The 25,778-nt window shown below is 64.7% G+C and carries 18 protein-coding genes and 1 pseudogene; 12 read left to right on the top strand and 7 right to left on the bottom strand.

Features of this window, described 5'->3' with window-relative positions:
- Positions 1-301: 301 nt before the first annotated feature.
- Positions 302-976, bottom strand: coding sequence for a LuxR C-terminal-related transcriptional regulator (locus AC066Y_RS21735; protein WP_478275652.1), 675 nt, complete (start codon positions 974-976; stop codon positions 302-304).
- Positions 977-1,415: 439 nt separating this feature from the next.
- Here AC066Y_RS21735 and AC066Y_RS21730 point away from each other — a divergent pair, with 439 nt between their 5' ends.
- On the top strand, positions 1,416-2,177 hold the full coding sequence (locus tag AC066Y_RS21730) for a S1 family peptidase (RefSeq protein ID WP_478275651.1): 762 nt from the start codon (positions 1,416-1,418) through the stop codon (positions 2,175-2,177).
- Positions 2,178-2,343: 166 nt separating this feature from the next.
- Here AC066Y_RS21730 and AC066Y_RS21725 read toward each other — a convergent pair whose 3' ends face one another.
- From AC066Y_RS21725 to AC066Y_RS21715, 3 genes are all read right to left on the bottom strand, one after another.
- Positions 2,344-4,566 (bottom strand): acetate--CoA ligase family protein, encoded by a 2,223-nt coding sequence (locus AC066Y_RS21725; protein WP_478275650.1) that lies wholly within the window; start codon positions 4,564-4,566, stop codon positions 2,344-2,346.
- A 167-nt stretch (positions 4,567-4,733) separates the two neighbouring features.
- On the bottom strand, positions 4,734-5,345 hold the full coding sequence (locus AC066Y_RS21720) for a class GN sortase (RefSeq protein ID WP_478275649.1): 612 nt from the start codon (positions 5,343-5,345) through the stop codon (positions 4,734-4,736).
- Positions 5,346-5,469: 124 nt separating this feature from the next.
- On the bottom strand, positions 5,470-7,686 hold the full coding sequence (locus AC066Y_RS21715) for a marine proteobacterial sortase target protein (protein ID WP_478275764.1): 2,217 nt from the start codon (positions 7,684-7,686) through the stop codon (positions 5,470-5,472).
- A 253-nt stretch (positions 7,687-7,939) separates the two neighbouring features.
- Between AC066Y_RS21715 and AC066Y_RS21710 the strand changes: the two genes are divergently transcribed.
- On the top strand, positions 7,940-8,704 hold the full coding sequence (locus AC066Y_RS21710) for a helix-turn-helix domain-containing protein (protein WP_478275763.1): 765 nt from the start codon (positions 7,940-7,942) through the stop codon (positions 8,702-8,704).
- Between the two features lie 278 nt (positions 8,705-8,982).
- Here the strand turns inward: AC066Y_RS21710 and AC066Y_RS21705 are convergent, their stop codons facing one another.
- Entirely contained in the window at positions 8,983-10,203 is a 1,221-nt protein-coding gene (locus AC066Y_RS21705; RefSeq protein ID WP_478275648.1) for an ABC transporter substrate-binding protein, read from the bottom strand.
- 126 nt (positions 10,204-10,329) lie between these two features.
- Positions 10,330-11,871 (bottom strand): acyl-CoA synthetase, encoded by a 1,542-nt coding sequence (locus AC066Y_RS21700; protein ID WP_478275647.1) that lies wholly within the window; start codon positions 11,869-11,871, stop codon positions 10,330-10,332.
- 215 nt (positions 11,872-12,086) lie between these two features.
- Here AC066Y_RS21700 and AC066Y_RS21695 point away from each other — a divergent pair, with 215 nt between their 5' ends.
- The 5 genes from AC066Y_RS21695 (at position 12,087) to AC066Y_RS21675 (ending at position 17,629) form a co-directional block, all read left to right on the top strand.
- Positions 12,087-13,223, top strand: a complete 1,137-nt coding sequence (locus AC066Y_RS21695; protein ID WP_478275646.1) for an acyl-CoA dehydrogenase family protein — start codon at positions 12,087-12,089, stop codon at positions 13,221-13,223.
- 193 nt (positions 13,224-13,416) lie between these two features.
- A complete protein-coding gene (locus AC066Y_RS21690) occupies positions 13,417-14,574 on the top strand; it encodes an acyl-CoA dehydrogenase family protein (protein WP_478275645.1) in 1,158 nt (385 codons plus the stop codon).
- A gap of 50 nt (positions 14,575-14,624) precedes the next feature.
- Positions 14,625-15,836, top strand: coding sequence for an acyl-CoA dehydrogenase family protein (locus AC066Y_RS21685; protein WP_478275644.1), 1,212 nt, complete (start codon positions 14,625-14,627; stop codon positions 15,834-15,836).
- A 99-nt stretch (positions 15,837-15,935) separates the two neighbouring features.
- Complete coding sequence (locus AC066Y_RS21680) at positions 15,936-16,592, top strand: glutathione S-transferase family protein (protein ID WP_478275643.1); 657 nt, start codon at positions 15,936-15,938, stop codon at positions 16,590-16,592.
- Between the two features lie 206 nt (positions 16,593-16,798).
- On the top strand, positions 16,799-17,629 hold the full coding sequence (locus tag AC066Y_RS21675) for a helix-turn-helix domain-containing protein (RefSeq protein WP_478275642.1): 831 nt from the start codon (positions 16,799-16,801) through the stop codon (positions 17,627-17,629).
- A gap of 156 nt (positions 17,630-17,785) precedes the next feature.
- Here the strand turns inward: AC066Y_RS21675 and AC066Y_RS21670 are convergent, their stop codons facing one another.
- Positions 17,786-19,009, bottom strand: a complete 1,224-nt coding sequence (locus AC066Y_RS21670) for an ABC transporter substrate-binding protein (protein ID WP_478275641.1) — start codon at positions 19,007-19,009, stop codon at positions 17,786-17,788.
- A gap of 215 nt (positions 19,010-19,224) precedes the next feature.
- On the opposite strand from AC066Y_RS21670, the gene AC066Y_RS21665 reads away from it, so the two are divergent.
- From AC066Y_RS21665 to AC066Y_RS21645, 5 genes and pseudogenes are all read left to right on the top strand, one after another.
- A complete protein-coding gene (locus AC066Y_RS21665) occupies positions 19,225-20,091 on the top strand; it encodes a beta-keto acid cleavage family enzyme (protein WP_478275640.1) in 867 nt (288 codons plus the stop codon).
- 113 nt (positions 20,092-20,204) lie between these two features.
- Positions 20,205-21,803 carry an AMP-binding protein gene (locus AC066Y_RS21660; protein WP_478275639.1) on the top strand — a complete coding sequence of 533 codons (1,599 nt, stop codon included), beginning with the start codon at positions 20,205-20,207 and terminating at the stop codon, positions 21,801-21,803.
- Complete coding sequence (locus AC066Y_RS21655) at positions 21,803-23,419, top strand: acyl-CoA carboxylase subunit beta (protein WP_478275638.1); 1,617 nt, start codon at positions 21,803-21,805, stop codon at positions 23,417-23,419. Before AC066Y_RS21660 ends, AC066Y_RS21655 begins: the two co-directional genes overlap by 1 nt.
- Positions 23,416-25,395: an acetyl/propionyl/methylcrotonyl-CoA carboxylase subunit alpha gene (locus AC066Y_RS21650; RefSeq protein WP_478275637.1), complete on the top strand. Its 1,980-nt coding sequence runs from the start codon at positions 23,416-23,418 to the stop codon at positions 25,393-25,395. The genes AC066Y_RS21655 and AC066Y_RS21650 overlap by 4 nt, the downstream gene beginning before the upstream one ends.
- 221 nt (positions 25,396-25,616) lie before the next feature.
- Positions 25,617-25,778 (top strand): annotated as a pseudogene (locus AC066Y_RS21645) (IS110 family transposase); the annotation flags it as partial.

The following is a 25,778-nucleotide window of genomic DNA, read 5'->3' as shown; positions in this document are numbered from 1 at the left end:
CACGGCAATCTGCAATCGCGCAGCGAACGAAAGGAGAGGCATGTCGCTGCGTTGGTGCTGTTGTGGCAGGTGTGCCGCGAACGGCCTATTCGCCGTGGTGGATCAGAAAGGATCGAGCCGATGATACGGATCGACCGATCCATGAGATCGATCCTGCGCCTCGAAAGATCGATCAAAGGGTTTAGTCGGGATCGGTCTCGCGGTGTGATGCGGCGCGCATGCGTGCAAAGCCGCGCCGCATCTGCGCACCAATGCGTGCGCGCGCTGCGGTCAGTCGAATACGGAATTCACGTCGCTGGTGTCAGTCGAGCTCGCGGCGGCGATCGAGAGCCGGCGCAGATGATGCGAGCCACGGCGCTTCGCGGACCCGCCGCATCGCCTGCGCCCGGCGCGGCAGGCCGAGCTTTTGCAGCACGTGATGGACGTGATGCTTGACGGTGGCAAGACTGAGATTGAGATCGCGTGCGATCTCCTTGTTCGACATGCCCTGCCCGATGAGCTTGAGGACCTCGCCTTCGCGGCGCGTCAGTCCCTGGTCCGTATCGATCGTATCCGTCTGACGTTCCATGCAAAACAACGCGCGCAGCAATCCGCCGGAAATCTCGGCGCTGCAGGCAAGCCGCCCTGACGCCACGTCCGACAGTGCGCGGCACAGCTCGTCGAAGCTGGCATTCCGGGAAATGTAGCCGCTGAATCCGGCCCGGCCGCAGCGGACCACGTCGCGCCGGTCCTCGTTGAGGCCGAGCGCTACCAGCGCGATCTCCGCATGCTCGCTCGCAATCACACGCACCTCGTCGAGATCGATGCCCTGTGTGACGTCGATCAGAATGACACCCACACTGCCGGTCTCGAGGGTCGCACGCAGGCCGGCAAGATCGGCGACCGCCGCCTCGACGGCAAACTCGGCGTGGTTCCGGAAACTCGAGGCAAGCCCCTCGCTGAACAGCCTGATCGGCGTGACGACCGCGATCCTCATCATTATCCTCGAAACTCAACGAAATGGCGGATGAAAAGCCGTCTCTATGTCAACGGCACCGGCATCCAGAAAGTCATGAAGGTAAGTATGCGGTATGCTGCCAGAGGTTGTATTATATTATCAGGTCGAAATTACGGCTCTGATACGCGCGGGATCAAGAGATACAGTTCACATTCGAACGTCGTGCCGGCAGCACGATGCAGGATACGGTGTGATGGATATCGCGGCAAGGTGGCGAGACGCAGCGCGTGAGCCCCACGGGCTGCTGGAAATCTCGTGGCGACTTCAACGCCGTAGTGATCGACGTCTAGATATTTAGATAATTGACGCGTGCGGGCCCGGGTGCTCTGTACAAGATTGCGTGTTCTTCGGCCGAGTGTGAGCGACGCAATGCCGCGCCTCGGATGTGCTCAATACAGATGCAGATCAACAGGGTTCCATGACGAGCTTGATTCGAGCGACAGCCTTTCTGACCCTGTTGATGGCAACGCCGGCCTTCGCGATCGTCGGTGGTGGCGCGCCGTCGACCGATGGCGTCGCGCGCGCCGTCGTCACCATCGTCGGCTCGCGTGGCAATTTCTGCACCGGCGCGCTGATCGCGCCGAAGGTGGTGCTGACCGCGGCGCATTGCGTGCAGCCCGGTGCCGATTACAAGATCGTCGATTACGGGCCGGACCGGCAGCCGAAGCTGCAGGACGTCAAGACGGTTGCGATCCATCCCGGCTTTCGGATGCAGGCGATGACCAATCATGTGGCGACCGCCGATGTCGCGCTGCTGCAGCTTGCGGACCCAGCCGCGGGCAAGGCGCCGGCCGTGCTCGGTATGCCCAACATTCCGATCCAGGTCGGCGGCCGCTTCACCGTCGCAGGCGTCGGTGTCACCGTGCGCGGCGACGGCAAGAGCGGCGGCAGCATTCGCGTCGCCGGCCTGATCGCGAGCGGCAAGCCCGGCACGCTGCAGATCCGTCTGGTCGATCCGGTCGGGCAGGGCGTGCGCGACGGGCTCGGCGCCTGCACCGGCGATTCCGGTGCGCCCGTGTTCGAGGACAAGCCAGGCGGGCCTGTCATCGTCGGCGTGGTGAGCTGGTCCACCGGCCCGAACGGCACCACGGGCTGCGGCGGCATCACCGGGGTGACGCCGCTCACGCTCTATCGCGACTGGGTGATGCAGACCGCGCGCCAGTGGGGCGCGAGCTTTTAGCCGAGCGGTGGCGGTCGAAGACCTGACGCGCTCATAGTTCCGTCATCCTGAGGAGCCGCGAAGCGGCGTCTCGAAGGATCGACGGCCACCAGCCAGGCCGTGCATCCTTCGAGGCTCGCTACGCGCTCCTCAGGATGACGGGGAGAGGCCGGGCGTACGCTGACCCCTAATGCCCCGCCGCCTTGTTCGCGGCGGCGTTGTTCAGCACGATCAGGCCATCGACGGCGACGCCGAGCTTGCTGTTGATCAGGAACGGATTGACGTCGATCGAGGCGATGCGGCCGTTGGCGTCGGCCATCAGGTTGGAGAGCCCGACCAGCGCCTTCACCGCCGACGGCTCGTGCAGCGCGGGCTTGCCGCGATAGCCCTTCAGCTTGACCCCGGCCTTGGTCTTGGCGATCAGCTCTTTCGCCTCGGCGGCATCGAGCGGCGCGCCGGCAAGGGCGACGTCCTTCAGCAGCTCGATATCGACGCCGCCGGTGCCGAACAGCACCACGGGGCCCATCTCGGCATCGAGCGAGGCGCCGACCACGAGCTCGAGGTCGGCCTTGACCTGTTGCGCAATCAGGATGCCCTCGAGCTTCGGCTTACCCTTCAGCTTCTTCACCCGCGCAGTGATGTCGTTGAACGCCTTCTTCACCTCGGCTGCGTTGCCGAGGTTCAGCACCACGCCGCCGATATCAGACTTGTGCAGGATGTCGGGGCTGACAACTTTCGCGACCACCGGGAAGCCGATCGCCTTGGCGATCTTTACAGCCTCCGCCGCGGTCTGTGCGACGTCTTCCTTGGAGATCGGGATGCCATAGGCCTTGAGCAGCTGCTTCGAGGCAACCTCGTCGAGCGCAGCGGCGCCGTTGGCGGCCTTCAGCGTTTTCTCCAGCACCGCGCGCGCGGATGCCTTCGAGCTCGACACGATGTCGGGCACTTCCTTGCGCAGACCTGCATACTCGATCAGCGACTTGATCGCGCCGACCGCGCGGTCGAGTCCTTGCATGACCGCGATATCGGGCAGCGACTTGCGCAGTCCCTTGGTGAATTCGGTGAAGCCGATCGACATCGCGCTGATGTAGATCACCGGCTTGTTGGCCTGGCCCGCCATCTCGTTGACGATGCGCAGATTGCGCTCGCGCAGCTCATGCGGCGCTTTCGGCAGCTCGGCGTCGATGATGACGATGTCGGTGTCGGGATCGTCGATCATGATCTTGATCGACTTCATGTAGACGGAGGGATCGACCACCGCGGCGAAGCCGGCGTCGAGCGGGTTGCCGACGATGCTGCCGGGCCCGAGCATCTTCGCCAGCTGCTCCGTCGCGTTCGGGCTCAGCGGTGCGAAATTCAGGCCGGCGGAATAGAATGCGTCGATCAGCAGCCCGCGCTTGCCGCCGGAGAGCGACACCGCCGCAAGGCGGTTGCCCTTCGGCGGATCGGCATGGACGAAGCACTCGGTGGTCTCGATCAGCTCATCCAGCCCGCGCACGCGGATCACGCCTTCGCGGGTCGAGATCGCATCGAATGTCTCGATCGAGCCGGCGAGCGCGCCGGTATGCGCCATCGCGGCGGCGCGGCCGCCTTCGGAGGCGCCGAGCTTGAGCGCGATCACCGGCTTGCCCGCGGCGCGCGCGGCCTTGCAGGCTTCGCGGAACACCTTTGTGTTCCTGACGCCTTCGAGATAGACCACGATGACGCGGATGCTCGGATCGGCAGCGAAATAGCTCATCAGGTCCGGTGTCTCGAGGCCGGATTCGTTGCCGGTCGTGACCATGTAGCCGACGCCGACGCCGCGATCCTCCAGCGCTTGGCGGATCGCCATCACGATCGCGCCGGATTGGCCGGCGATCGCGACCGCACCCGGCTCCATGGTGACGATGCGGTCGTCGATGTTGGTGAACAGGTTCTCGCCGGCGCTGAGATTGCCGAGGCAATTTGGACCGGTGACCGCAAGTCCGGTCTCCTTGATCGCCTGCTTCAGCTCGACCGCGAGCCGCTGGCTCTCTTCATCCTGCAGCTCGCTGAATCCGGAGGTGACGATGGTCGCCGAGCGGGCGCCGGCGGCGGCGGCATCGCGGATCACCTGCACGGCAAAGCGGGCCGGCACCAGCACCAGCACATGGTCCGGCTTTTCGGGAAGGCTGGCGAAATCCTTGTAGCAGGTGACGCCCCAGATCGTTTCGCGCTTGGCGTTGATCGGAAACAGGCCGCCGGCATATTGGTATTTGATCAGATTGTTCCAGATCCGTTCGGCATAGTTGCCGGGCTTGTCGGTGGCGCCGACCAGCACGATGTTACGCGGGTGCAGCATCGCATGGATGCTCTTGACGATGTCGCTGGCGTCAGCGGGCGGTGCCCATTTGCGGGACGGATGTGACGCGGTGCCTGCGAAAGCTTCCATGGAGCCTGCCTTATCCTTGTTCTGTTCGTTTCCTCTGGCCCACGGCGGATCACCGCAGAAAGCGATTTTTCATTGTTTTTATGGCCGATGGAAGGGGGTAGCAACTCACGCTGCTGCAAGTCAGGGCATCGCTTGCAATATCCCGGCAGGCGCAAAATCGATGCCGATCAGGAACCTGATTCGGGTCGGCTCGAATCCGTCTCGAACGGGTTCGTATCCGGGTCGATCATGGTCGCGTGCAACAGATAACGCTCGGGGCCGGATGTCAGCGCGTCAAACGGCCAGCAGGTCGACAGCACCAGCTCATACCGGTTGGTGAGCGGATCGATGCCGGACTGGTCGAAGCGGACGACCGCGCTGCGATCGGCGAGGTAGCGAAAAATCTTGCCGTCGCTTCTCGTGACGTCGATCTCGTCACCGATTGTGACATCCTTCAGAAAGCGGAAATGGGTGTCGCGATGCGCGGAATAGACCGCGACGCCCGGCTCGCCGGCATCGACGGTCTCTTCGACATGGCCTGGGCCGAACGCCAGCGCCTGGCCGCTGCTGCCGGCAAGCGCAATCGCGGACGCGTGCAGGCGCCTCACCTCGATCCGGGCGACCGGCCAGGTATCGGCCCAGCGCCACGGCTTCACGGGGTGGCCGGTCGCGATGCTCTGTGCGAAGGCGCGCTCCAGCAGCACCTGCGCGAGCAGCGCCTTGGCGTGGATATAGGCGCCCTGGCCGAACAGGATCAGGCCGATGAGAGCGAAGGCGAGCGAGAGGATGAAGCGGCTCATCTTGTTCTGTCGCAATGGCGGCTAAGGAAGAGTGGCGCGCGCGGCCCCTGGGGGGACGGGTGGGAAGGCCGCGCGCGCTCTAGGAAAGGAGGAGGTCGGGGGCACCTCCTCCCCTCATCCGACGTCATTGGGGCGACGTCTGACGCCGGTTGAACACCAGAAGCAGAAGGCTGACCGTGAGCAGGATCACACCGGCGATCATCTTCAGTTCGGCATCGGTTGCCGTCTTCGGCAACTGGATGGTGCCAGGACCTTGGGTGGCGACCGGTGACCGCTTAAGCGCGGCGAGCTGCACCTTGCCGTTACCGGCGTCGGCCCGACGCTCGGGTATTGCAGGCAGGCTCGGACGTTCGCCGAACACCTTGGCAAAGTCCCAGCCGGCGGGCAGGTTGAGCGGAAGTTCGCTTAGCTTCAGCGGCTCGCCTTCGGGACGGCTCGGCGTCTTGTCGACCGCAACGAGGCTGGTCAGCCGCGTCACGAGCTGATGCTCCAGCGCCAGCGCAAGGATGGTCTTGTCGGCATCTTCGGGGCTCTCCTGCCGCGTGGTGCGCGCGACTTCGGCGTCCGCGATCTTGCGGCGCGCCCACAGCTTCGACAGGCCCTTGCCTTCGGCCGCATTCGCGAGCGGCAGTGTCACGCTCCACGAACGATCGCCGATGCGGCCCTTGATCTCCACCGAGCCGGCAAGCTTGTCGAGCTTCGCGGCCAGCACCAGCGGCTCGTCGCGGTAGACGTCGGGCAGTGCGGACGGCGTCAAGTCGGCCGTTGCATCGGAGAACTTTGCGGCGAGGTTCGTCACCGCCGGATTCTCCAGCTTGGCGAAAAGGTCGCGCATCCGCTCGTCGACCTGCTCGACGGAGCCGATATGGGTGAAGGTGCCGCGGCCGAGCTCGGCGGCGCGCGTCATCAGGTAGGTGTTCGGCGCTGAGCCGATGCCGACCATGAAGACGCGTGAGCGGCCGCGCAGCGCGCTGATGGTCTCGAACAATTGCTGCTCGTTGCCGATCGCGCCATCGGTCAGGAACACGACCTGGCGGACATGGTCGGCGTCGTCATGGTTGGTGTCGGAGAGTGCCGCGCGCATTGCCGGAACCATCTCGGTGCCGCCGCGCGCCTGCAACGCGCTGACGAACGACGTCGCGTTGCCGATATTGGCGTTGTTGGCCGCAACCGGCGCCGGGAACAGCGTGTCCATGGTGTCGTCGAAGCGGATCACGTTGAATCGGTCGGTCGGTTGCAGGCGGCCGAGCGCGTAGATGAGGCTCGCCTTGGCCTGGATGATCGAGGTGCCACCCATCGAGCCGGAATTGTCGATCACAAAGATCACTTCGCGCGCGAGCTGCTTCTGTTGCGCCTGCTCGACCGATGGCGGGGTGACGAAGGCCAGCAGATAGTCGGAATTGCCGACATGCTCGCGGAACAGCCCGACCGACGGCGCCTTCTCGGCGGCCGGCTTCCATGTCAGCTCGAAATCGCGATCGGCCGGCACCGGGCCCTCGGCGAGCTTGACGACGCGCGTGGTGCTGTCGGGGCTCTCGATCCTGACCTGGTGGAAATGGCTTTTCACCTCGCCGAGCGGAAAGCCGGCGTTGAGGTGCACGGTGATGTTGGTCGGATTGACCGGCGCATTCGTCGCGGGATCGAGCACCTCAGAGGCGATGCGATCGCGGTCCGGCACCGGATCGATTGACGTGGCGCCCCAGCCGCTGCCATCGGCGCGGAGGTCGACGCTCTGCACCACCGGGCGCGGATTGTAGCGCGGGCCGACCACCATCGGCACCCGCAACGAGAATTCGTTGCCGTTCTGCTGCACCGGCTCCTGATACTCAATCTGCACCAGCACGGTTTCGCCGGGGCCGATATTGGCAACCGAGTTGGTGAAGATGTTCGGCCGCTCCTGCTCGGTGAGCGCCGCCTTCTGGCCATTCTGTTTGGCTTGTTCGTAGATGGCGCGGGCCTGCTGCCGTTCCTTGATGTCGCCGACCACGATGCGGTCGCCGACCACCATCTTCAGCGTGTCGACCGCGCCGCCGGCCGGCAGCGGATAGACATAGGTCGCTTCCACCCAGTCCTTGGTCGGATTACGAAAGATCTGCGTGACGCGGGCACGGACGGTCGGACCGGACACGGTAAGGTCGACATCGATGCCGAGCCTGGTTGCATCGGCATAGCCGTCGTCGGTCTTGAACAGCAGCGAGCCGGAGCGCGCATCTGATGGCCGCAGCACCGCCTGTTGCGGCAACTCGGCCGACCACACCGGATCAAAGCTCACGAACAGCGCCGCCAAGCCGATCGCCAGCGCGGCGACGCCTTCCACCAGGAAGAACAGCGCAATGCGCATCCGGCGCGACAGCCGGATCTGCGGGCCGCTCTCACATGCATCGTAAATCGTCATTTTCGTCACTCCCGAGCGAGACTTTCGCTGCTTCGCAATCATGGAGAGCGGCGGTTTTGGCGCGAGCAGAATGATCGGCAATGATTGGCCGCCGTCCGGCGCGGCCCGCCGCCGGCCGAGGCGGGTTTGTGCGGTTTTGTGATGGATTGTCCGGTCTGCTAGACTGCACAGATTGATGGGGAATCAGCGCAGGACCACGATGCCGACGCCGGACAAGCAGCTTTCCGCCGAGCAGAGCCAGCAGGTCGCGGAGACCATCCGCGAGGAAATCGCGCGCCGCCGCATCTCGCGGCAGACGCTGGCCGAGCAGGCCAAGCTCAGCCTTTCGACATTGGAGAAGGTGCTCGGCGGCCGCCGCCCGTTCACGCTGGCGACCACCGTGCGGCTCGAGCAGGCGCTCGGCGTCCCCTTGCGCAAGCTGCCGGAGGCGATGGCGGTGGCCGCGCCTGCCAATGGCGGGATCGCGCCCGACAGCCTCGGATCCTATTCGCGCCGCTCGGTGGCGCGGATCGAAGGGACTTACATCACGGTGCGTCCGTCGTTCGGCGAGCAGGGCGCGGTCTATGCCTATCGGACGGAGATCGCCTGGGACGATGCGGCGTCATCGCTCGGCTTCCGCGAGGGAGAGCGGCAGGATGCCGATTACACCCAGTATGGCGAGGTGGCGGTGCCGAATGAATCCGGCTTCGTCTATCTCGTCACCAACCGGCATGGCCAGCATCGCGTGATCACGGTCTCGCGCCCGCGCAATTCCGGTGAGATGTACGGCATCATCACGACGCTGCTCGCCGGCCGCGGCTCGCTGCTGACGCCGGTCGCCGCGCCGATCGCCTTCCTGCCGGTCAAGAACGTGCCGAAGCCGAGCCTCGGCCGGGTGTCGGCCGACGATGCGAACTACGCCCTCTATCGCGAGCATCTGCGCCGCACGATCGACGAGCCGTTTGCGATTTTTTTGCCGGGATAGTCACCTGCCAGTTCCGTCATCCCCGCGCAAAGGCTTTGCCTTTGTCGCTGGAGGTGCGAGCTCTTGCGAGCCTCGAAGGATGCACGGCCACAGCCGGGCCGTCGACCCTTCGAGACGCGCGCAAGAGCGCGCTCCTCAGGGTGACGGTGAAAGAGACGCGCGCCACCCGCTTGCTTTGACCTCACGTCAGTTCGCTTTCGCGAACACCCGCATAACAACGAAGCCGCCCGAATGGGCGGCTTCGCGATACCTGATGCTCGCTGTTCGAGCGCGTTGCGCTAGCCGCCGGTTTCCGCGCTGATGATGTCGCCGAACAGCTCCCACTGTCCGTTCTTGAACTGCATCATCTTGAGCTGCTCGACCGGAGCGAAGTCGGTCGCGCTGGTGTTGATCCGGATGCCGGGGATCAGCGTGTCGGGCGTGAAGTCCTTCAGGCTGGCGGCCTGCTTCATCACGTTCTCACGCGTCAAATTGTCGCCGGTCTGCTTCAGCACCTGCACCATGGTCTGCGCCGCTGCGTAGCCATAGACCAGATTGGCGTCGGACAGGTTGGCGCCCGGCATGTACTTCTCGGCGAAGGCCATGAACTTCTTCATGCCCTCGTCGTTCTTCCATTGCGGATCGGACGCGTCCTTGAGGTACCCGGCCGACAGCACGCCTTCCGAAGCCTCGAGTCCGGCGGGCTTCATGACAGCGCCGATCGAGATCGAGACGTCGGTCATCACGTGCATCGGCTTCCAGCCGAGCTCGGCGATTTTCTTGATCGCCTGCGCGGCGAATTTCGGCGTCGAGATGTTGACGAACACGTCGGCGCCGGTGTCCTTCAGCTTGACGATGTGGGAATCGATCGACGGCTCTGTCGTCTCGTAGCTTTCCTCGGCGACGATCTTGACGCTCGACTTGTCGAGCACCTCCTTGAGGCCGACCAGGTAGTCCTTGCCGAAATCGTCATTGGCATAGAAGATCACGACCTTGGCATCCGGCTTGGCCTTGAGGATGTACTTACCGAAGATCCGCGCCTCGACGCGATAGCTCGGCTGGAAGCCCATGGTCCATGGGAAATCCTTCGGATCGTTCCACTTGCTGGCGCCGGTGGCGAGGAACAGCTGCGGCACCTTCTTGGCGTTGTGATACTTCTGCACAGCGGTCTGGGTCGGCGTGCCCAGCGCGTTGAACACCAGGAAGACCTCGTCGCTCTCGATCAGTTTGCGGATCTGCTCCACGGTTTTCGGCGGCGAGTAGCCGTCGTCATAGGAGATCCAGTTGATCTTGCGGCCGTTGATGCCACCCTGGTCGTTGATCATCTTGAAATAGGCTTCTTCGGTCTTGCCGATGACGCCGTAGGCGGAGGCCGGACCGCTATAGGCCTCGACATTGCCGATCTTGATCTCGGTGTCGGAGGCGCCGGTGTCATACTTCTTTTGTGCAAAGGCGGCCTGGGTGGAGAGCAGGCAGAGCGCGGCGGCGGCGGCCAGCAGCGACAATTTTGTGGTTTTCATAAAGGCAATTTCCTCGATTGAGTCTGGTTGGGGACTTACGCAACGAACCCGCAGCCGGTCCCGGCAGACGGTTGCGGGGCAATTCTTGTCACTGCGAAATCCGGAACGCGCGAGGCGCGTTTCAGATCACGCCGCCGTATCAGTCGGCTTCGGCTGGCTGAATTGCTGCCGGAGCGTCGGCTTATGAATTTTGCCTGTCGCATTTCGCGGCAGGGCATCGATGAATTCGATCAGGCGCGGGCACTTGAACCGCGCCAGATTGGCCTGGCAATGCGCGTGGATCTCGGCCGGCGTCAGCGTATGGCCCGGCTTCACCGCGATCACCGCCATCCCGACCTCGCCCCATTGCTCGTTCGGGATGCCGATGACGGCGGCCTCGCCCACGGCCGCCAATTGATGCAGCACGCTCTCGACCTCGGCCGGATAGACGTTCTCGCCGCCGGAAATGTACATGTCCTTCCAGCGGTCGACGATGTAGTAGAAGCCTTCCTCGTCGATCCGCGTGGCGTCGCCGGTGTGCAGCCAGCCGTCGGTGAATGACGAGGCGTTGGCGTCAGGCCTGTTCCAATAGCCCGGCGTGATGTTCGGGCCCTTGACCCAGAGTTCGCCGAGCTCGCCGACCGCGGCATCGCTGCCGTCGGGCCGCACGATCCTGACCTCGGTGTGCAGCACCGGCTTGCCGGACGAGCCGGCCTTGCGCGCGGCATCCTCGCGGTCGAGCACCATCACCGCGGGCGAGGTTTCGGTCATGCCGTAGCCCTGCTGCAGCGCGACGCCGCGCGCCTCCCAGGTCTTGAGCAGCGGCACCGGCATCGGTGCGCCGCCGACCCCGCCGATCATCAGGCGGCTGAAATCCACTGATGCGAAGGCCGGATGCTGCGCCATGAACTGGTAGATCGCGGGCACGCCGAAGAACACGTTGATGCCGTGCAAGGGATCGCCGATCAGCTTCAGCGCCTCGCCGGGATCGAACGCGCGCATGATCAGCACGGTGCCGCCGGCATGCAGCACCGGGTTGGTGTAGCAATTCAGCCCGCCGGTGTGGAACAGCGGCAGCACGGTCAGCAGCACCGAGGCCGGCGAGATGTAGGCGGGGCCGCCGAGATTGACGCAATTCCAGAACGTCATCCCGTGCGTGATGATCGCGCCCTTGGGCTGGCCCGTGGTGCCCGAGGTGTACATGATGGTCGAGATGTCATCGAGCGTGACCTCCTCGAACCGTTCGAGCGGTTTCGCCGCCGCGATGCCGGCCTCATAGGCACCGCCGGGTCCGAGCCGCACGGTCGACGCGACATCGCACAGTTTTGCGACCGCGAGCGCGGTCTCGGCAAGCTCGTCGTCATGGATCATCACCTTGGGCGAGGCGTCGCCGGTGATGTAGCGCAGCTCGGGAACGGTGAGGCGGGTGTTGAGCGGCAGGAAGACCGCGCCGATCCGGAAGCAGGCGAACTGCACCTCCAGCGTATCCGTGGTGTTCAGCGCCAGCACCGCGACCCGGTCGCCACTGGCGACCATGAGGGTGTCGCGCAGATAGCCCGCGAGCCGCGATACGCGGGCGTCGAGCTCCGCATAGCTGAAGCGGCGACCGCTTGCGAGATCGACAAGCGCCATCTTGTCCGGCGTGCGCCGGCGATGATGCGCGATCCAGTCGTAATAACGAACCGGCAAATGTCCCTCCTCTGGAACGGCAGTCTTGCGCCGCCTGTTCCTGGCTCGATTGATGCCATGAATGGGCAGTGGAGGGGGCGTATTAGGATACTGTCTTGCGTTTAGTGGCTGGCGGGAGGCCAGATGGAAGGCCGGTCCAGCCGACAGCCACTCGACGCAAGTGAACGGAGAAAAATCCGGACATCGTCGGAGGCGGGAATCAACGGAGCGCGCGGATGGCAAACCCGTTCTACACCAGCGAGCATGAGGCCTTTCGCGAGGTGATGCGGCGCTTTGTGGCCAGGGAAATCGAGCCTTATGCCCATCAATGGGACGAAGAGGGCGAGTTTCCCCGCGCGCTCTATGCCAAAGCGTCCGAAATCGGGCTGCTCGGCCTCGGTTTCCCGGAAGAATATGGCGGGATCGCCGCCGACCAGTTCATGAAGATCGTGGCCTCGCAAGAGCTGGCGCGCGCCGGCGCCGGCGGCGTCTCCGCGAGCCTGATGAGCCACACCATCGGCTCGCCGCCGATCGCTCGCGCCGCGCGGCCCGAGGTGAAGGCGCGGGTGCTGCCGGAGGTGCTTGCGGGCAAGAAGATCTCCGCGCTGGCGATCACCGAGCCGAGCGGCGGCTCCGATGTCGCGAACCTCCGCACCAAGGCGCGGCGCGACGGCGACCATTATGTCGTCTCCGGCGAGAAGACCTTCATCACCTCGGGCATGCGCGCCGACTATCTGACGGTCGCGGTGCGCACCGGCGGCGAGGGGCCGGGCGGCGTCAGCCTGCTCCTGATCGAGGGCAATACGGCCGGCCTCTCCCGCACCAAGCTGAAGAAGATGGGCTGGTGGGCGTCCGATACGGCCACCTTGCATTTCGACGAATGCCGCGTGCCGGTCGAGAACCTGATCGGCGAGGAAGGCCAGGGCTTCAAGATCATCATGCAGAACTTCAACAGCGAGCGCATGGGCATGGCGGCGGGCTGTACCGCCTATGCGCGCGTCTGCCTCGACGAGGCGGTCGCCTATGCCAAGGAGCGCAAGACGTTCGGCAAGCCGATCGCCCAGCACCAGGTGATCAGGCACAAGATCGTCGACATGGCGCAGAAGGTCGCGGCCTCGCAGGCGATGCTGGAAATGCTCGCGTGGCGGCTCGGCCAGGGCGAAAGCCCGGTCGCCGAGATCTGCATGATGAAGAACCAGGCCACGCAGACCATGGCGCATTGCGCCTCCGAGGCGGTGCAGATCTTCGGCGGCGCCGGTTTCATGCGCGGCATCAAGGTCGAGCGCATCTACCGCGAGGTCAAGGTCAACGCCATCGGCGGCGGCACCGAGGAGATCATGAAGGATCTCGCGAGCCGGCAGATGGGGTTGTGAACGAGGCAGCAGACGACGCGGTGCGTGAGGAAACACCCTCCTCCTGAAAGGGGGAGGAGTGGGTGGGGGTCAAGCCGCGAGTCCGATTGGCAGTTTGATCCCACCCGGCCCGCTCGGCGTTGCCGAGCGCGCCGACCTCCCCCTTTCAGGGGGAGGTGAAGAGAGAGACGACCAGGGAAAGACGAGACCAACAATGCTCTTCACCGCCGATCACGACGAACCGCGCCGCGCTCTACAAAAGTTCATCGCGGCCGAGATCAATCCCCATGTCGACGAATGGGAGAAGGCCGACATCTTCCCGGCGCATGAGCTGTTCAAGAAGCTCGGCAATCTCGGCTTCCTCGGCCTCAACAAGCCGGTCGAATTCGGCGGCCAGGGGCTCGATTATTCCTACGCGCTGATGATGGCCGAGGAGCTCGGGGCCATCACCTGCGGCGGCGTGCCGATGGCGATCGGGGTGCAGACCGACATGGCGACGCCCGCGCTGGCGCGGTTCGGCTCCGACGAGGTGCGGCGCGAATTCCTGGTGCCGGCGATTGCGGGCGACCAGGTCGCCTGCATCGGCGTCTCCGAGCCCGGCGCCGGCTCCGACGTCGCCTCGATCAAGACCAGCGCGCGCTCCGATGGCGACGACTACGTCATCAATGGCGGCAAGATGTGGATCACCAACGGCACCCAGGCCGACTGGATCTGCCTGCTCGCCAACACCAGCGACGGCCAGGTCCATCGCAACAAGTCGCTGATCTGCGTGCCGATGAAGACCAAGGGCGTGCAGGTCGCGCGCAAGCTCGACAAGCTCGGCATGCGCTCCTCCGACACCGCGCAGATCTTCTTCGACAATGTCCGGGTGCCGAAGCGCAACCGGATTGGCGAAGAAGGCCAGGGCTTCACCTACCAGATGATCCAGTTCCAGGAAGAGCGGCTGTGGGGCGCAGCGGCCTGCCTGAAGGCGCATGAATTCATCATCAACGAGACCATCGACTACACCCGCAACCGCAAGGCGTTCGGCGGCTCGATCCTCGACAACCAGGTGGTGCACTTCAAGCTCGCGGAGATGCAGACCGAGGTCGAGCTGCTGCGCTCGCTGATCTATCGTGCCGGCGAGGCGCTGGTCGCCGGCGAGGACGTCACCCGGCTCGCGACCATGGCGAAATTGAAGGCCGGCCGGCTCGGCCGCGAGCTCACCGATGCCTGCCTGCAATATTGGGGCGGCATGGGTTTTACCAACGAGACTCCGGTCAGCCGCGCCTATCGCGACAGCCGCCTGACCTCGATCGGCGGCGGCGCCGACGAGGTGATGCTGATGGTGTTGTGCAAGATGATGGGCACGCTGCCCGGGATGAAGAAATAGCGCGAAGCCGGTCCGACGGGTCGCATCGCCGCGCAGAGATGGAGGCCGATATGCTCTATCAGGAGGGCCAGAAAGTCGCCGAGCTGAAGCATCGGCTTCAGTCGTTCATGGATCGCCATGTCTATCCGAACGAGGCGCGGTTCTACCGCGAGGCGGAAGAGTTCGGCCCGTGGAAGGTCTATCCTGTCGTTGAGGAGCTGAAACCGAAAGCCAGGGACGAGGGGCTCTGGAATCTGTTCCTGCCCGAGAGCGAGCACGGCGCCGGCCTGACCAATCTCGAATATGCGCCGCTGTGCGAGATCATGGGACGGTCGCACCTTGCACCCGAACTCTTCAACTGCTCGGCGCCTGATACCGGTAACATGGAGGTGCTGGCGCGCTACGGCACAAGGGAGCATCAGGAGCGATGGCTGAAGCCGCTGCTCGCGGGCGAGATACGGTCCTGCTTTGCGATGACCGAGCCGGCCGTTGCATCAAGCGATGCAACCAATATCGAGAGCTCGATCGCGCGCGACGGCGATGACTACGTCATCAACGGCCGCAAATGGTACACCACCAATGCCACCGATCCGCGCTGCAAGATCTGCATCTTCATGGGCAAGACCGATCCCAATAATCCGAACCGGCATCGCCAGCAGTCGATGATCCTGGTGCCGATGGATGCGCCCGGGATCGAGGTGCTGCGCCCGCTGCCGGTGTTCGGCTTCTACGGCGTGCCCGATCGCGCCTCGGAGGTCGTGTTCACCAATGTGCGGGTGCCCGCAAGCAACATGCTGCTCGGCGAGGGTCGCGGCTTCGAGATCGCGCAGGGGCGGCTCGGCCCGGGCCGCATCCATCACTGCATGCGGCTGATCGGACTCGCCGAGCGCACGCTGGAGAAGATGTGCATCAGGACCAGGAGCCGGATCGCGTTCGGCAAGCCGGTCGCAGAGCAGACCGTCACGCAGGAGCGGATCGCGGAATCGCGCATCATGATCGAGCAGGCGCGGCTCTTGACGCTCAACGCGGCCCACATGATGGACACCGTCGGCAACAGGGTGGCCAAGGCCGAGATCGCCATGATCAAGGTCGCGGTGCCCAACATGGCCTGCCAGGTCATCGACTGGGCGATCCAGGCGCACGGCGGCGGCGGTACCAGCAACGATTTCGGGCTCGCGGCGGCCTACGCGACGGCCCGGCTGCTGCGTCTCGCCGACGGTCCGGACGAGGTCCATCGCAACCAGATCGCGCGGCTCGAGCTGCGCAAATACGGCAATGTCTGAAGGACAAGCGTGCGCGATGAATGCACCGCGCACGACATTGTTGCAGTCACCTCGCCGGCGCTCCATGGTGGCGGCGATCAAGAACATGGGAAATGCCTGATGATCACGCTCTATCACTGCGACGCCGCGCGCTCGTTCCGTCCGCTGTGGATGCTGGAGGAGCTCGGGCTGCCCTATGAGCTGAAGATGCTGCCGTTCCCGCCGCGCGTATTCGCCAAGGAATATCTCGGCATCAATCCGCTCGGCACCATTCCGTTCATGGTCGATGGCGAGACGAAGATGACGGAGTCCTCGGGCATCTGCCATTATCTCGGCACCAAATATGGCCCAACGCCGTTGATCGTAGGCCCCGACGAGCCGGCCTATGGTGCGTTCCTGAACTGGATGTATTTTTCCGATGCGACGCTGACCTTTCCGCAGACGCTGGTGCTTCGCTACAGCCAGCTGGAGCCGGAGGAGCGGCGCAACCCGCAGGTCGCGGGCGATTATGCAAAATGGTTCCTGGGCCGCCTGCGCGCGGTGGAGGCTGCTGCCGCGAATTCTGAATTCCTCTGCGCGGAACGCTTCACGGCCGCAGACATTGCCAACGGCTATGCGCTCCGGCTCGCCAGCAATATTGGCCTCGCCAAGGATTTCGGGCCGAATGTCGCAGCCTATTGGGCGCGGCTGCAGCACCGCGAAGGTTACAAGCGCGCGGTGGCGTCGGAGCAAAAAGCCGGGCAGGAACAGAACGTTGCGCCGCGAGCGCGACCGTAACTTCCCCGTCGTGCCGGGGCAATGCACAGCATTGAACCCCAATACTCAATTGCGCATTGGGGAACCTAGAGATCCCATAATGCGCAATTGCGCATTGGGGCTCGATGCGTCGCATCGCCCCGGAATGACGACGTATCGCTTTTGCGAATTTGCGCTATGGTAGCTTCGCCGCAGCGGCCCAAAGAGCCGCGCGAGGAGGAACCGCCATGGACGCGATCGTGGACGCGAAGTGCCAGAACTCCGGCCAGCCGTCCGGCCACCGGATGCTGATCACGCCGGAACGGGTGTTCTATGCCGGGCTGCTCGGCCGCCCGCGCGAACGCTGTCCCGGCGCATTCCATGTCTATGTCGCGATCCGCGACGGCTTGCATCTGTCGACCAGCGAAGGCCGCGAATCCCACGGCGAGCTCGCGGTGACGATGCCGAACCTGCGCCACACCATCACCAGCGAATATCGATCCGCGATCTGCGTTGCGATCGAGCCGGAGAGCGTGCCTGATGGCACGCTGGAGGTAGTTGCGCGCCGCCTGCAAGGACCCGACTCCCATTTGTTCGCGAACCGGATTCGCAACGCCTATGCGACGCTTGCCGAGATGCAGCATCGCGACGCGATCGCGAATGCCGAGTTCGACACCATGTGCTTCGGCGACGCGCTGCCGCAGCGTGTGCTCGATCCAAGGGTCGTGCGCGCGATCGGCCGCATCGGGCAGTTCTCCGGCGAGCCGGTGACCGCGGCCGGCTGCGCCACCGAGGCCGGGCTGTCGCCTTCGCGCTTCCTGCATCTGTTCAAGGAGGAGACCGGAATCTCGTTCCGCTCCTTCCGCGCCTGGAAGCGGGCGCGGCATCTGCTGCATTTCGCCAACCAGGACATCAATCTCGCGCATCTCGCGCAGGATATCGGCTATCCCGATAGCACGCATTTCAGCCACTCGATCCGCCGCTTCTATGGCTTGAAGCCGCGTGCGATCTTCTCCGGCTCGCGGGATCTTGCGATCTACCGCACCGGGCAGGCGGCAAGCGAGCGGGTGTTGACTTAGCCCCGCTGTCGTCCCGGCGAACGCCGGGACCCATAACCACCGATCTCAGTAGTTTAGACGGCTGTCGCTCCAGCGGACCCAAATAACCACCATACGTGGTTATGGGTCCCGGGTCGCGCTTCGCTTGCCCGGGACGACAGTTGGGATTCTCCTCCGCTACAAATTCGCGCCCTGGATCACCTCACCGAACCGCAGCCAGCCAGGCCCTTCGATCCGTTGCAGCTGAAGCTGCTGCAGCGGGTGGTGATTGGTCGGGCTGGTGTTGACGCGGATGCCGGGCAACAGCGTCGGCACTTCGACATCCCTGAGGTTGTTGGCCTGCGCCATGATGTTGTCACGGGTGAAATTGCCTTTGCACTGCTCGAGCACGATCTTCAGCACCTGCGCCACCGTGTAGGCATAGAGGCTGTAGCCCTCCTTCGGATTGCCATCCGGGAAGTACTTCGCCATGAAGGCAAGGAAATCCTTTACGCCCGGGTCGTTGGCCCAGGCCGGGTCGGCGACGTCCTTCACATAGGCCGACGAGATCGTGCCCTGCGACTTGTCGAGGCCGACCGGCGCGATGGTTGAGGAAATCGAGGCCGCGCCGCTCGCGATGAAATGCATCGGCTTCCAGCCGAGCTCATAGATCTTGCGGATCGACTGCGCGCAGAATTTCGCCGTGGTGCCCGAGATCAGCACGTCGGGATTGGCGCCGCGTAGCGCGACGATCTGGGAATCGATCGTGGGATCGGTGACCTCGTGCGAGGCCACCACGGCCGATGTCGCGAACCGCTCGCCAAGCACATCCTTGGCGCCGGCGACGAAATCCTTGCCGAGATCGTCGTTCTGGTAGAGCACCGCGAATTTCGCGTTCTTGTTCTGGCTTAGCGCATATTTGACGAACACCTGCGCCTCGGTCCGCGCACTCGGCGCAAAGCCCATGGTCCAGGGATAGGTCTTGTAGTCGCCCCATTTGTCGCCGTTCACCGACAGGAACAGGTGCGGCACCTTGGCGGCGTTGATGTATTTGACGACCGACGAGTTCGGCGCGGTGCCGAGCATGTTGAACAGGAAGGCGACATTGTCGCTCTCGATCAGGCGGCGCACCTGTTCGACCGTCTTCGCCGGATTGAACGCGTCGTCGTAGTAGATGTATTTGATCTGCCGGCCGGCGATGCCGCCCTGCTCGTTCAGCATCTTGAAATAGGCTTCCTGGCAGCGCGCCTGCACGCCGAGCGCGGACACCGGGCCGCTGAGCGAGGTGGTGCTGCCGATCCTGATCTCGGTCGCGGTGACGCCGGGCGTATCTTCGGCAAGCGACGGCCTGAGGCCCGCGACCGCGGCAAGCCCCGCGCCTGCGGCGCCGGTGAGCCATCTGCGCCGGTTGATCGAGACCATGATTTTCTCCCCGTGATGCCGGCTTGTTGCGCCGCTTCTGCTTTGCAAGCAACTCTATGCGCCGCGCGGGCGTCGCGTCTTGTGTTAACCGGCTGACGGCGGATTCCGTCGTGAGCGCATCCACTTAGCCAGTCAACGCAAGATGGCGCACAGACAAATTTCTCATCATGGGAAAACCAGCCGCGCAGGTGCGCCGCAACCCGGACGAAAGACCCATGAGCGACAAGGCCGTCATCACCTGCGCGCTGAACGGCGTGCTTACCGACCCGAAGCAACACAATGTTCCGGTGACGCCGGAAGAGATGGCGCGCGAGGCCAAGGCCGCGTTCAACGCCGGCGCCAGCATCATGCACATCCATCTGCGCCAGCAGGAGCCGAACAAGGGGCATCTGCCGTCGTGGGAGGTCGGCGTCAGCAAGGAGATCCAGCAGGCGATCCGCGAGGCTTGCCCCGGCGTGATCATCAACCACACCACCGGCACCTCGGGTCCGAACTACCAGGGCGCGCTCGACTGCGTGCGCGAGACAAGACCCGAGATCGCGGCCTGCAATGCCGGCTCGCTGAATTATCTGAAGGTCAAGGCCGACAACACCTGGGCCTGGCCGCCGATGATGTTCGATAACGCGGTCGAGAAAGTGCAGGACTATCTCGACGTGATGAAGACGGCCGGCACGATCCCGGAATTCGAGTGCTTCGATGTCGGCATCGTGCGCTGTGTCGGCATGTACCGGCAGACCGGCATGTATTCCGGCCCGCTCGAATACAATTTCGTCATGGGCGTCGCGTCGGGCATGCCGGCCGATCCGGAGCTGTTACCGATCCTCTTGAAGCTGAAAGTGCCGGAAGCGCATTGGCAGGTCACGGCGATCGGCCGCGCCGAGATCTGGCCGCTGCACCAGCGCGCCGCCGACCTCGGCGGTCATCTGCGCAGCGGGCTGGAAGACACGTTCTATCTCGGCGACGGCACCAAGGTGACGTCGAACGGGCAGCTCGTCGAAGGGCTCGCCGCCTGTGCACGCCGTGCCGGCCGCGAGATCGCGAGCCCGGCGGAAGCGCGGCAGATCTTTGGGGTGAGGCACTGACGTCAACCCGGCCGTCATCGCGAGCGAAGCGAAGCAATCCGTCTTGCCACTCGAAGATAGGGTGGATTGCTTCGTCGCTTCGCTCCTCGCAATGACGAGGCAGGAGGAAACACATGGGTAATCTCGCAGCAACCGGTGGCGTCACCGGCCCGGGCCGCATCGGGCGGGTCGCGATCGGCGATCTCCTCAAGCGCGCCGCGCGGCGGTTTCCGGATCGCGTCGCGCTGACCGATGGCGGCAGGCAGGTCACCTTCACTGAGCTCGAGCGCGACGCCAATCGCTTCGCCAATCATCTGGTGCAGCGCGGGCTGAAGCCGGGCGAGAAGATCTCGACCATCTGCAACAACTCCGTCGAATTCGTCAAAGCGCTGTTCGGCATCCACCGTGCCGGTCTCGTCTGGGTGCCGATCAACACCATGCTCGGGCCGTCGGATATGGACTACATCCTCGGCCATGCCGAGGTGCGCTTTGCCGTCATCGACGACAATCTCCACGGTCAGGCCGACCGGCGCGCCGCGCTGGAAGCGCGCGGCATGGAGATGATCGCTATCGATCTGACCGGCAATGCCGGCAAGACCGGATTGCCGGAGTTTAACGGCCTCCTCGAAAGGCAATCCGACATCGAGCCTGACATCGAGATCAACGATCGTGATCTCGCAATGATCATCTATACCTCAGGCACGACCTCCCGGCCGAAGGGCGCGATGCATTGCCACCTCGCCGTGGTCATGGCCGTGATGAGCAACTGCATCGAGATGCAGCTTTCGCGCGATGACGGGATCACCGGGCAGTTTCCGTTGTTTCACTGCGCCGGCCACGTGCTGCTGCTGAGCTACCTCTCGGTCGGCGGCCGCATGGCGCTGATGCGCGGCTTCGATCCGGTGGTCTGCATGGAGGCGATCGTCCGCGACCGGCTCACGGTGTTCGTCGGCCTGTCCCTGATGTATCAGGCGATCGTCGATCATCCGCGCCGGCGCGAATACGACCTGTCGGGCCTGCGCTGCTGCATCTACACCATGGCGCCGATGGGCAAGCCGCTGCTGGAGCGCGCCATCGCCGATCTCTGTCCAAATTTCGTGCTGTCCAGCGGCCAGACCGAAATGTACCCGGCGACGACGATGTCGCGGCCCGAGGTGCAGCTCGACCGCTTCGGCAATTACTGGGGCGAGTCGCTGATCGTCAACGAGACCGCGATCATGGACGACAACGGCAACCTGCTGCCGCGCGGCGAGATCGGCGAACTCGTGCATCGCGGCCCCAACGTGATGATGGGCTATTACAAGGACCCGAAGTCGACCGAGGAGGCGCGCAAGTTCGGCTGGCACCATACGGGCGATCTGGCCCTGATCGACGCCAATGGCGAGGTGCTGTTCCTCGATCGCAAGAAGGACATGATCAAGTCGGGCGGCGAGAACGTCGCGTCCGTCAAGATCGAGGAGACGCTGCTGGCGCACCCCGCCGTGCAGAATGCCGCCGTGGTCGGCCTGCCGCATCCGCAATGGGGCGAGGCGGTCTGCGCCTTCGTCAAGCTGAAGCCCGATGCGGTGGCCGACGAGGCCGGCATCGAGGCGCATTGCAGAAAGCATCTTGGCGGCTTCCAGGTGCCGAAACTGGTGCGTATCCTCGAGGAGATGCCGATGACCGCGACGGGCAAGCTGCGCAAGGTCGAGCTGAGGCAGCAGTACAGTGGGCATTTTGTGGAGCGCGCCTAGTGGCCATCATCGAAAATACCATCGCCACCGGCAGCGCCGCATTCCAGGGCAATCGCGACGGCATGCTGGCGCTGATCGCCCGGATGCGGGGGCTGGAAGAGCGCACGCGCGCGGCATCCGCCGTGGCCAAGGACCGCTTCCACAAGCGCGGCCAGCTGCTGCCGCGCGAGCGCGTCGCGCTGGTGCTCGATCCCGGCTCGCCGTTCCTCGAGCTGTCGACACTCGCCGGCTATATGTTCGATGTGCCGGATGCGGACAAGAGCGTGCCCGGCGGTGGACTGGTCGCCGGCATCGGCTTCGTTTCCGGCGTCCGCTGCATGGTCAGCGCCAATGATGCCGGCATCGACGCCGGCGCGCTGCAACCCTACGGCCTCGACAAGACGCTGCGGGTGCAGGAGCTCGCGCTGGAGAACAAGCTGCCCTATGTGCAGCTGGTCGAGAGCGCCGGCGCCAATCTGCTGCGCTACCGCGTCGAGGATTTCGTCCGTGGCGGCAACATCTTCCGCAATCTGGCGCGGCTATCGGCGGCGGGGCTTCCCGTTGTCACCGTCACCCACGGCTCCTCGACCGCAGGCGGCGCCTACCAGACAGGCCTCTCCGACTACATCGTGATGGTGCGCGGCCGCACCCGTGCCTTCCTCGCCGGGCCGCCTCTGCTCAAGGCCGCCACCGGCGAGATCGCGACCGAGGAGGAGCTCGGCGGCGCCGAGATGCACACGCAGATCTCCGGCCTTGGCGATTATCTCGCCGAGGACGATCGCGATGCGCTCCGCATCGCGCGCGACATCATGGCCAAGCTGCCGTGGGACCGGCCGGCGCCGGAGCCGGCCGCATTCAAGCCGCCGCGTTATGACGCCGAGGAATTGTTCGGCATCATGCCGATGGACCACAAACGTCCCGTCGATATGCGCCAGGCGATCGCGCGTTTCATCGACGATTCCGATTTCACCGAGTTCGGCGTCAATTACGGCCCGGCGACGATCTGCGGTCATGCGCGTATCGAGGGCCAAGCGATCGGTATCATCACCAACAACGGCCCGCTCGATGTGCCCGGCGCCAACAAGGCAACGCATTTCATCCAGGCCTGCTGCCAGTCGCGCACGCCGATCCTCTACATGAACAACACCACCGGCTACATGGTCGGCCGCGCCTATGAAGAGGCCGGCATGATCAAGCATGGTTCGAAGATGATCCAGGCGGTGACGTCGGCGACGGTGCCGCAGATCACGCTGTATTGCGGCGCCTCGTTCGGCGCCGGCAATTACGGCATGTGCGGCCGCGGCTTCCATCCGCGCTTCTGCTTCTCCTGGCCGAACGCCAAGACCGCGGTGATGGGCGGCGAGCAGGCTGCCGAGACCATGGCAATCGTCACCGAGGCGGCTGCCGCGCGGCGCGGCAAGCCGATCGAGAAGGAGAAGCTGGAGGCGATGAAGGCGCAGATCACCGGTGTGTTCGACGGCCAGATGGACGTGTTCTCGACCAGCGCCCGCGTGCTCGATGACGGCGTGATCGATCCGCGCGATACGCGGACGGTGCTCTCCGAGGTGCTGGCGATCTGCCGCGAAGCCGAGGCGCGTACCCCGCAGCGCATGCAGTTCTCGGTGGCGCGGCCATGAGCGGGGCAATCGTGAAGCGCACACCGTTTTTCAAGGTCCTGATCGCCAACCGCGGCGAGATCGCGCTGCGCATCATGCGATCGGCGCGGCGGCTCGGCTATGGCGTCGTCGCGGTCTATTCGGATGCCGACCGCGACGCGCTGCATGTGCGCGAAGCCGATCAGGCGGTGCGGATCGGCGAGGCGCTGCCGGCGCAATCCTATCTGAAGATCGACGCGATCATCGCAGCCGCCAAGGCGAGCGGCGCCGGCGCCGTGCACCCCGGCTACGGCTTCCTCGCCGAGAACGAGGACTTCGCGCAGGCCTGCCGCGATGCGGGGCTGGTGTTCATCGGCCCGTCGCCGGAAGCGATCCTGGCGATGGGCAACAAGGCCGGCGCCAAGGAGATCATGCAGAAGGCTGGCGTGCCCTGCGTGCCCGGCTATCAGGGCGCCGACCAGAGCGATGCCGTGATGCTGGCGGAAGCCAAGGCAATTGGTTTTCCGGTCATGGTCAAGGCGGTCGCCGGTGGCGGCGGCCGCGGCATGCGGCTGGTCGCGGATGCTGCGGCGTTTCCGGATGCGTTGCGCAGCGCGCGGTCGGAGGCGCAGGGCGCGTTCGGCGATCCCACCGTCATCCTCGAGCGCGCCATCGTCGATCCCCGCCACATCGAGATCCAGGTGTTCGGCGACCGCCATGGCAACGCCGTCCATCTCGGCGAGCGCGATTGCTCGGTGCAGCGCAGGCACCAGAAGCTGATCGAGGAGGCGCCGTCACCGGCGGTGGCGCCGGAGCTGCGCGCGCGGATGGGAGCGGTCGCAGTCCAGGCGGTCAAGGCGATCGGCTATGAGGGCGCCGGCACGCTGGAATTCCTGCTCGATCGCGCCGGCAATTTCTACTTCATGGAGATGAACACGCGGCTTCAGGTCGAGCACCCCGTCACCGAGGCGATCACCGGGCTCGATCTGGTCGAGCTGCAGCTCCGCGTCGCCAGCGGCGAGCGGCTCGGCCTGAGGCAGGAGGACATCACCTTCTCCGGTCATGCCATCGAGGTGCGGCTCTGCTCGGAGGATGCCGGGCATGATTTCACGCCGCAATCCGGCACGATGGCGCGGTGGCAGATGCCTGAAGGCATCCGCGTCGAGCACGCACTGCAGTCCGGCTCGGAGATTCCGCCGTTCTACGATTCGATGATCGCCAAGGTGATCAGCCACGGCGCAACCCGTGATGAATCGCGCGGCAAGCTGATCTGTGCGCTGGAGCAGGTCGTAGCCTTCGGCGTCACCACCAATCAGGGCTTCCTGATCGATTGCCTGCGTCATTCGGTCTTTGCCAAGGGCGAGGCGACCACGGCCTTCATCGGCAACAACCGCGATACCCTGCTGGCATCCCGGCCCGATCGCGGCAGCGACCTCGCGCTCGCGGCGCTGCTGCTCTATGTCACCAATCCGCACGCGCCGCCATGGCGGCGCGGTCGGTCGATGTCAGCGACATTCCCGCTCGGCTTGCGGATCGGCCTCGGCCGCGGCGTTCAGGAGATCGAGATTGTCCGCGAGCGCGACGGCAGCTACCGCGCGGCTCGCAACGGCGATCGCTTCAGCTTCGAGATCGACGAGCTGGATCAGGACAGCATCCGCTTCCACCATGATGGCCTGATGGCGCAGGCCAAATTCCTGCGCGACGGCGATCGGCTTTACATCCTGCATCGCGGCGTCACGCTGTCGGCGCGCGATTTCACCCTGGCACCGCCGGAGAGCGCGACGGCCGCCGGCGGCGACGGCAAGGTCCGTGCGGCGATGAACGGCCGGGTCGTCGCGGTGCTGGTGAAGGCCGGCGACAAGGTCGCAGCCGGCCAGCCGGTGATGACGCTGGAAGCAATGAAGATGGAGCATGTGCATACGGCGGGTGTCGCCGGCACGGTTTCGTCGATCGATGTCGCCGAGGGCGAGCAGGTGACGACCGGCAAGATCGTAGTGGAGATCGAGGCCGCCGCATAACTGCTGTCGTCCCGGGCAAGCCAACGGGTCGGCGCGAAGCGCCGCCCGATGACAGGCTCCGCGCGATCCGGGACCCATAACCACGAATGTACGAATGGAAGCACGCTGGGGCCACAGCGCATCGCCACAGCAACCGGTCGTGGTTGATGGTGTGGACGGCCCCCTACGGCATCAGTGTGCCAGAATGAGGTTGTTGCAAATCTCAGACAAGGAGACCGTCCGTGAGAAAGATTATCCGTATTGGGATGGATACGTCGAAGCATATTTTTGTGCTGCATGGAGTTGACGCGGCGGAACAGCCGGTGTTGCGCAAGAAGCTGTCGCGCAAGCAGGTGCTTGAGTTTTTTGCCAAGCTTCCGCCGACGGTGATCGGGATGGAGGCC

Source organism: Bradyrhizobium sp. USDA3010, assembly GCF_056429065.1.
This window is presented reverse-complemented; position numbering and strand designations above follow the sequence as displayed.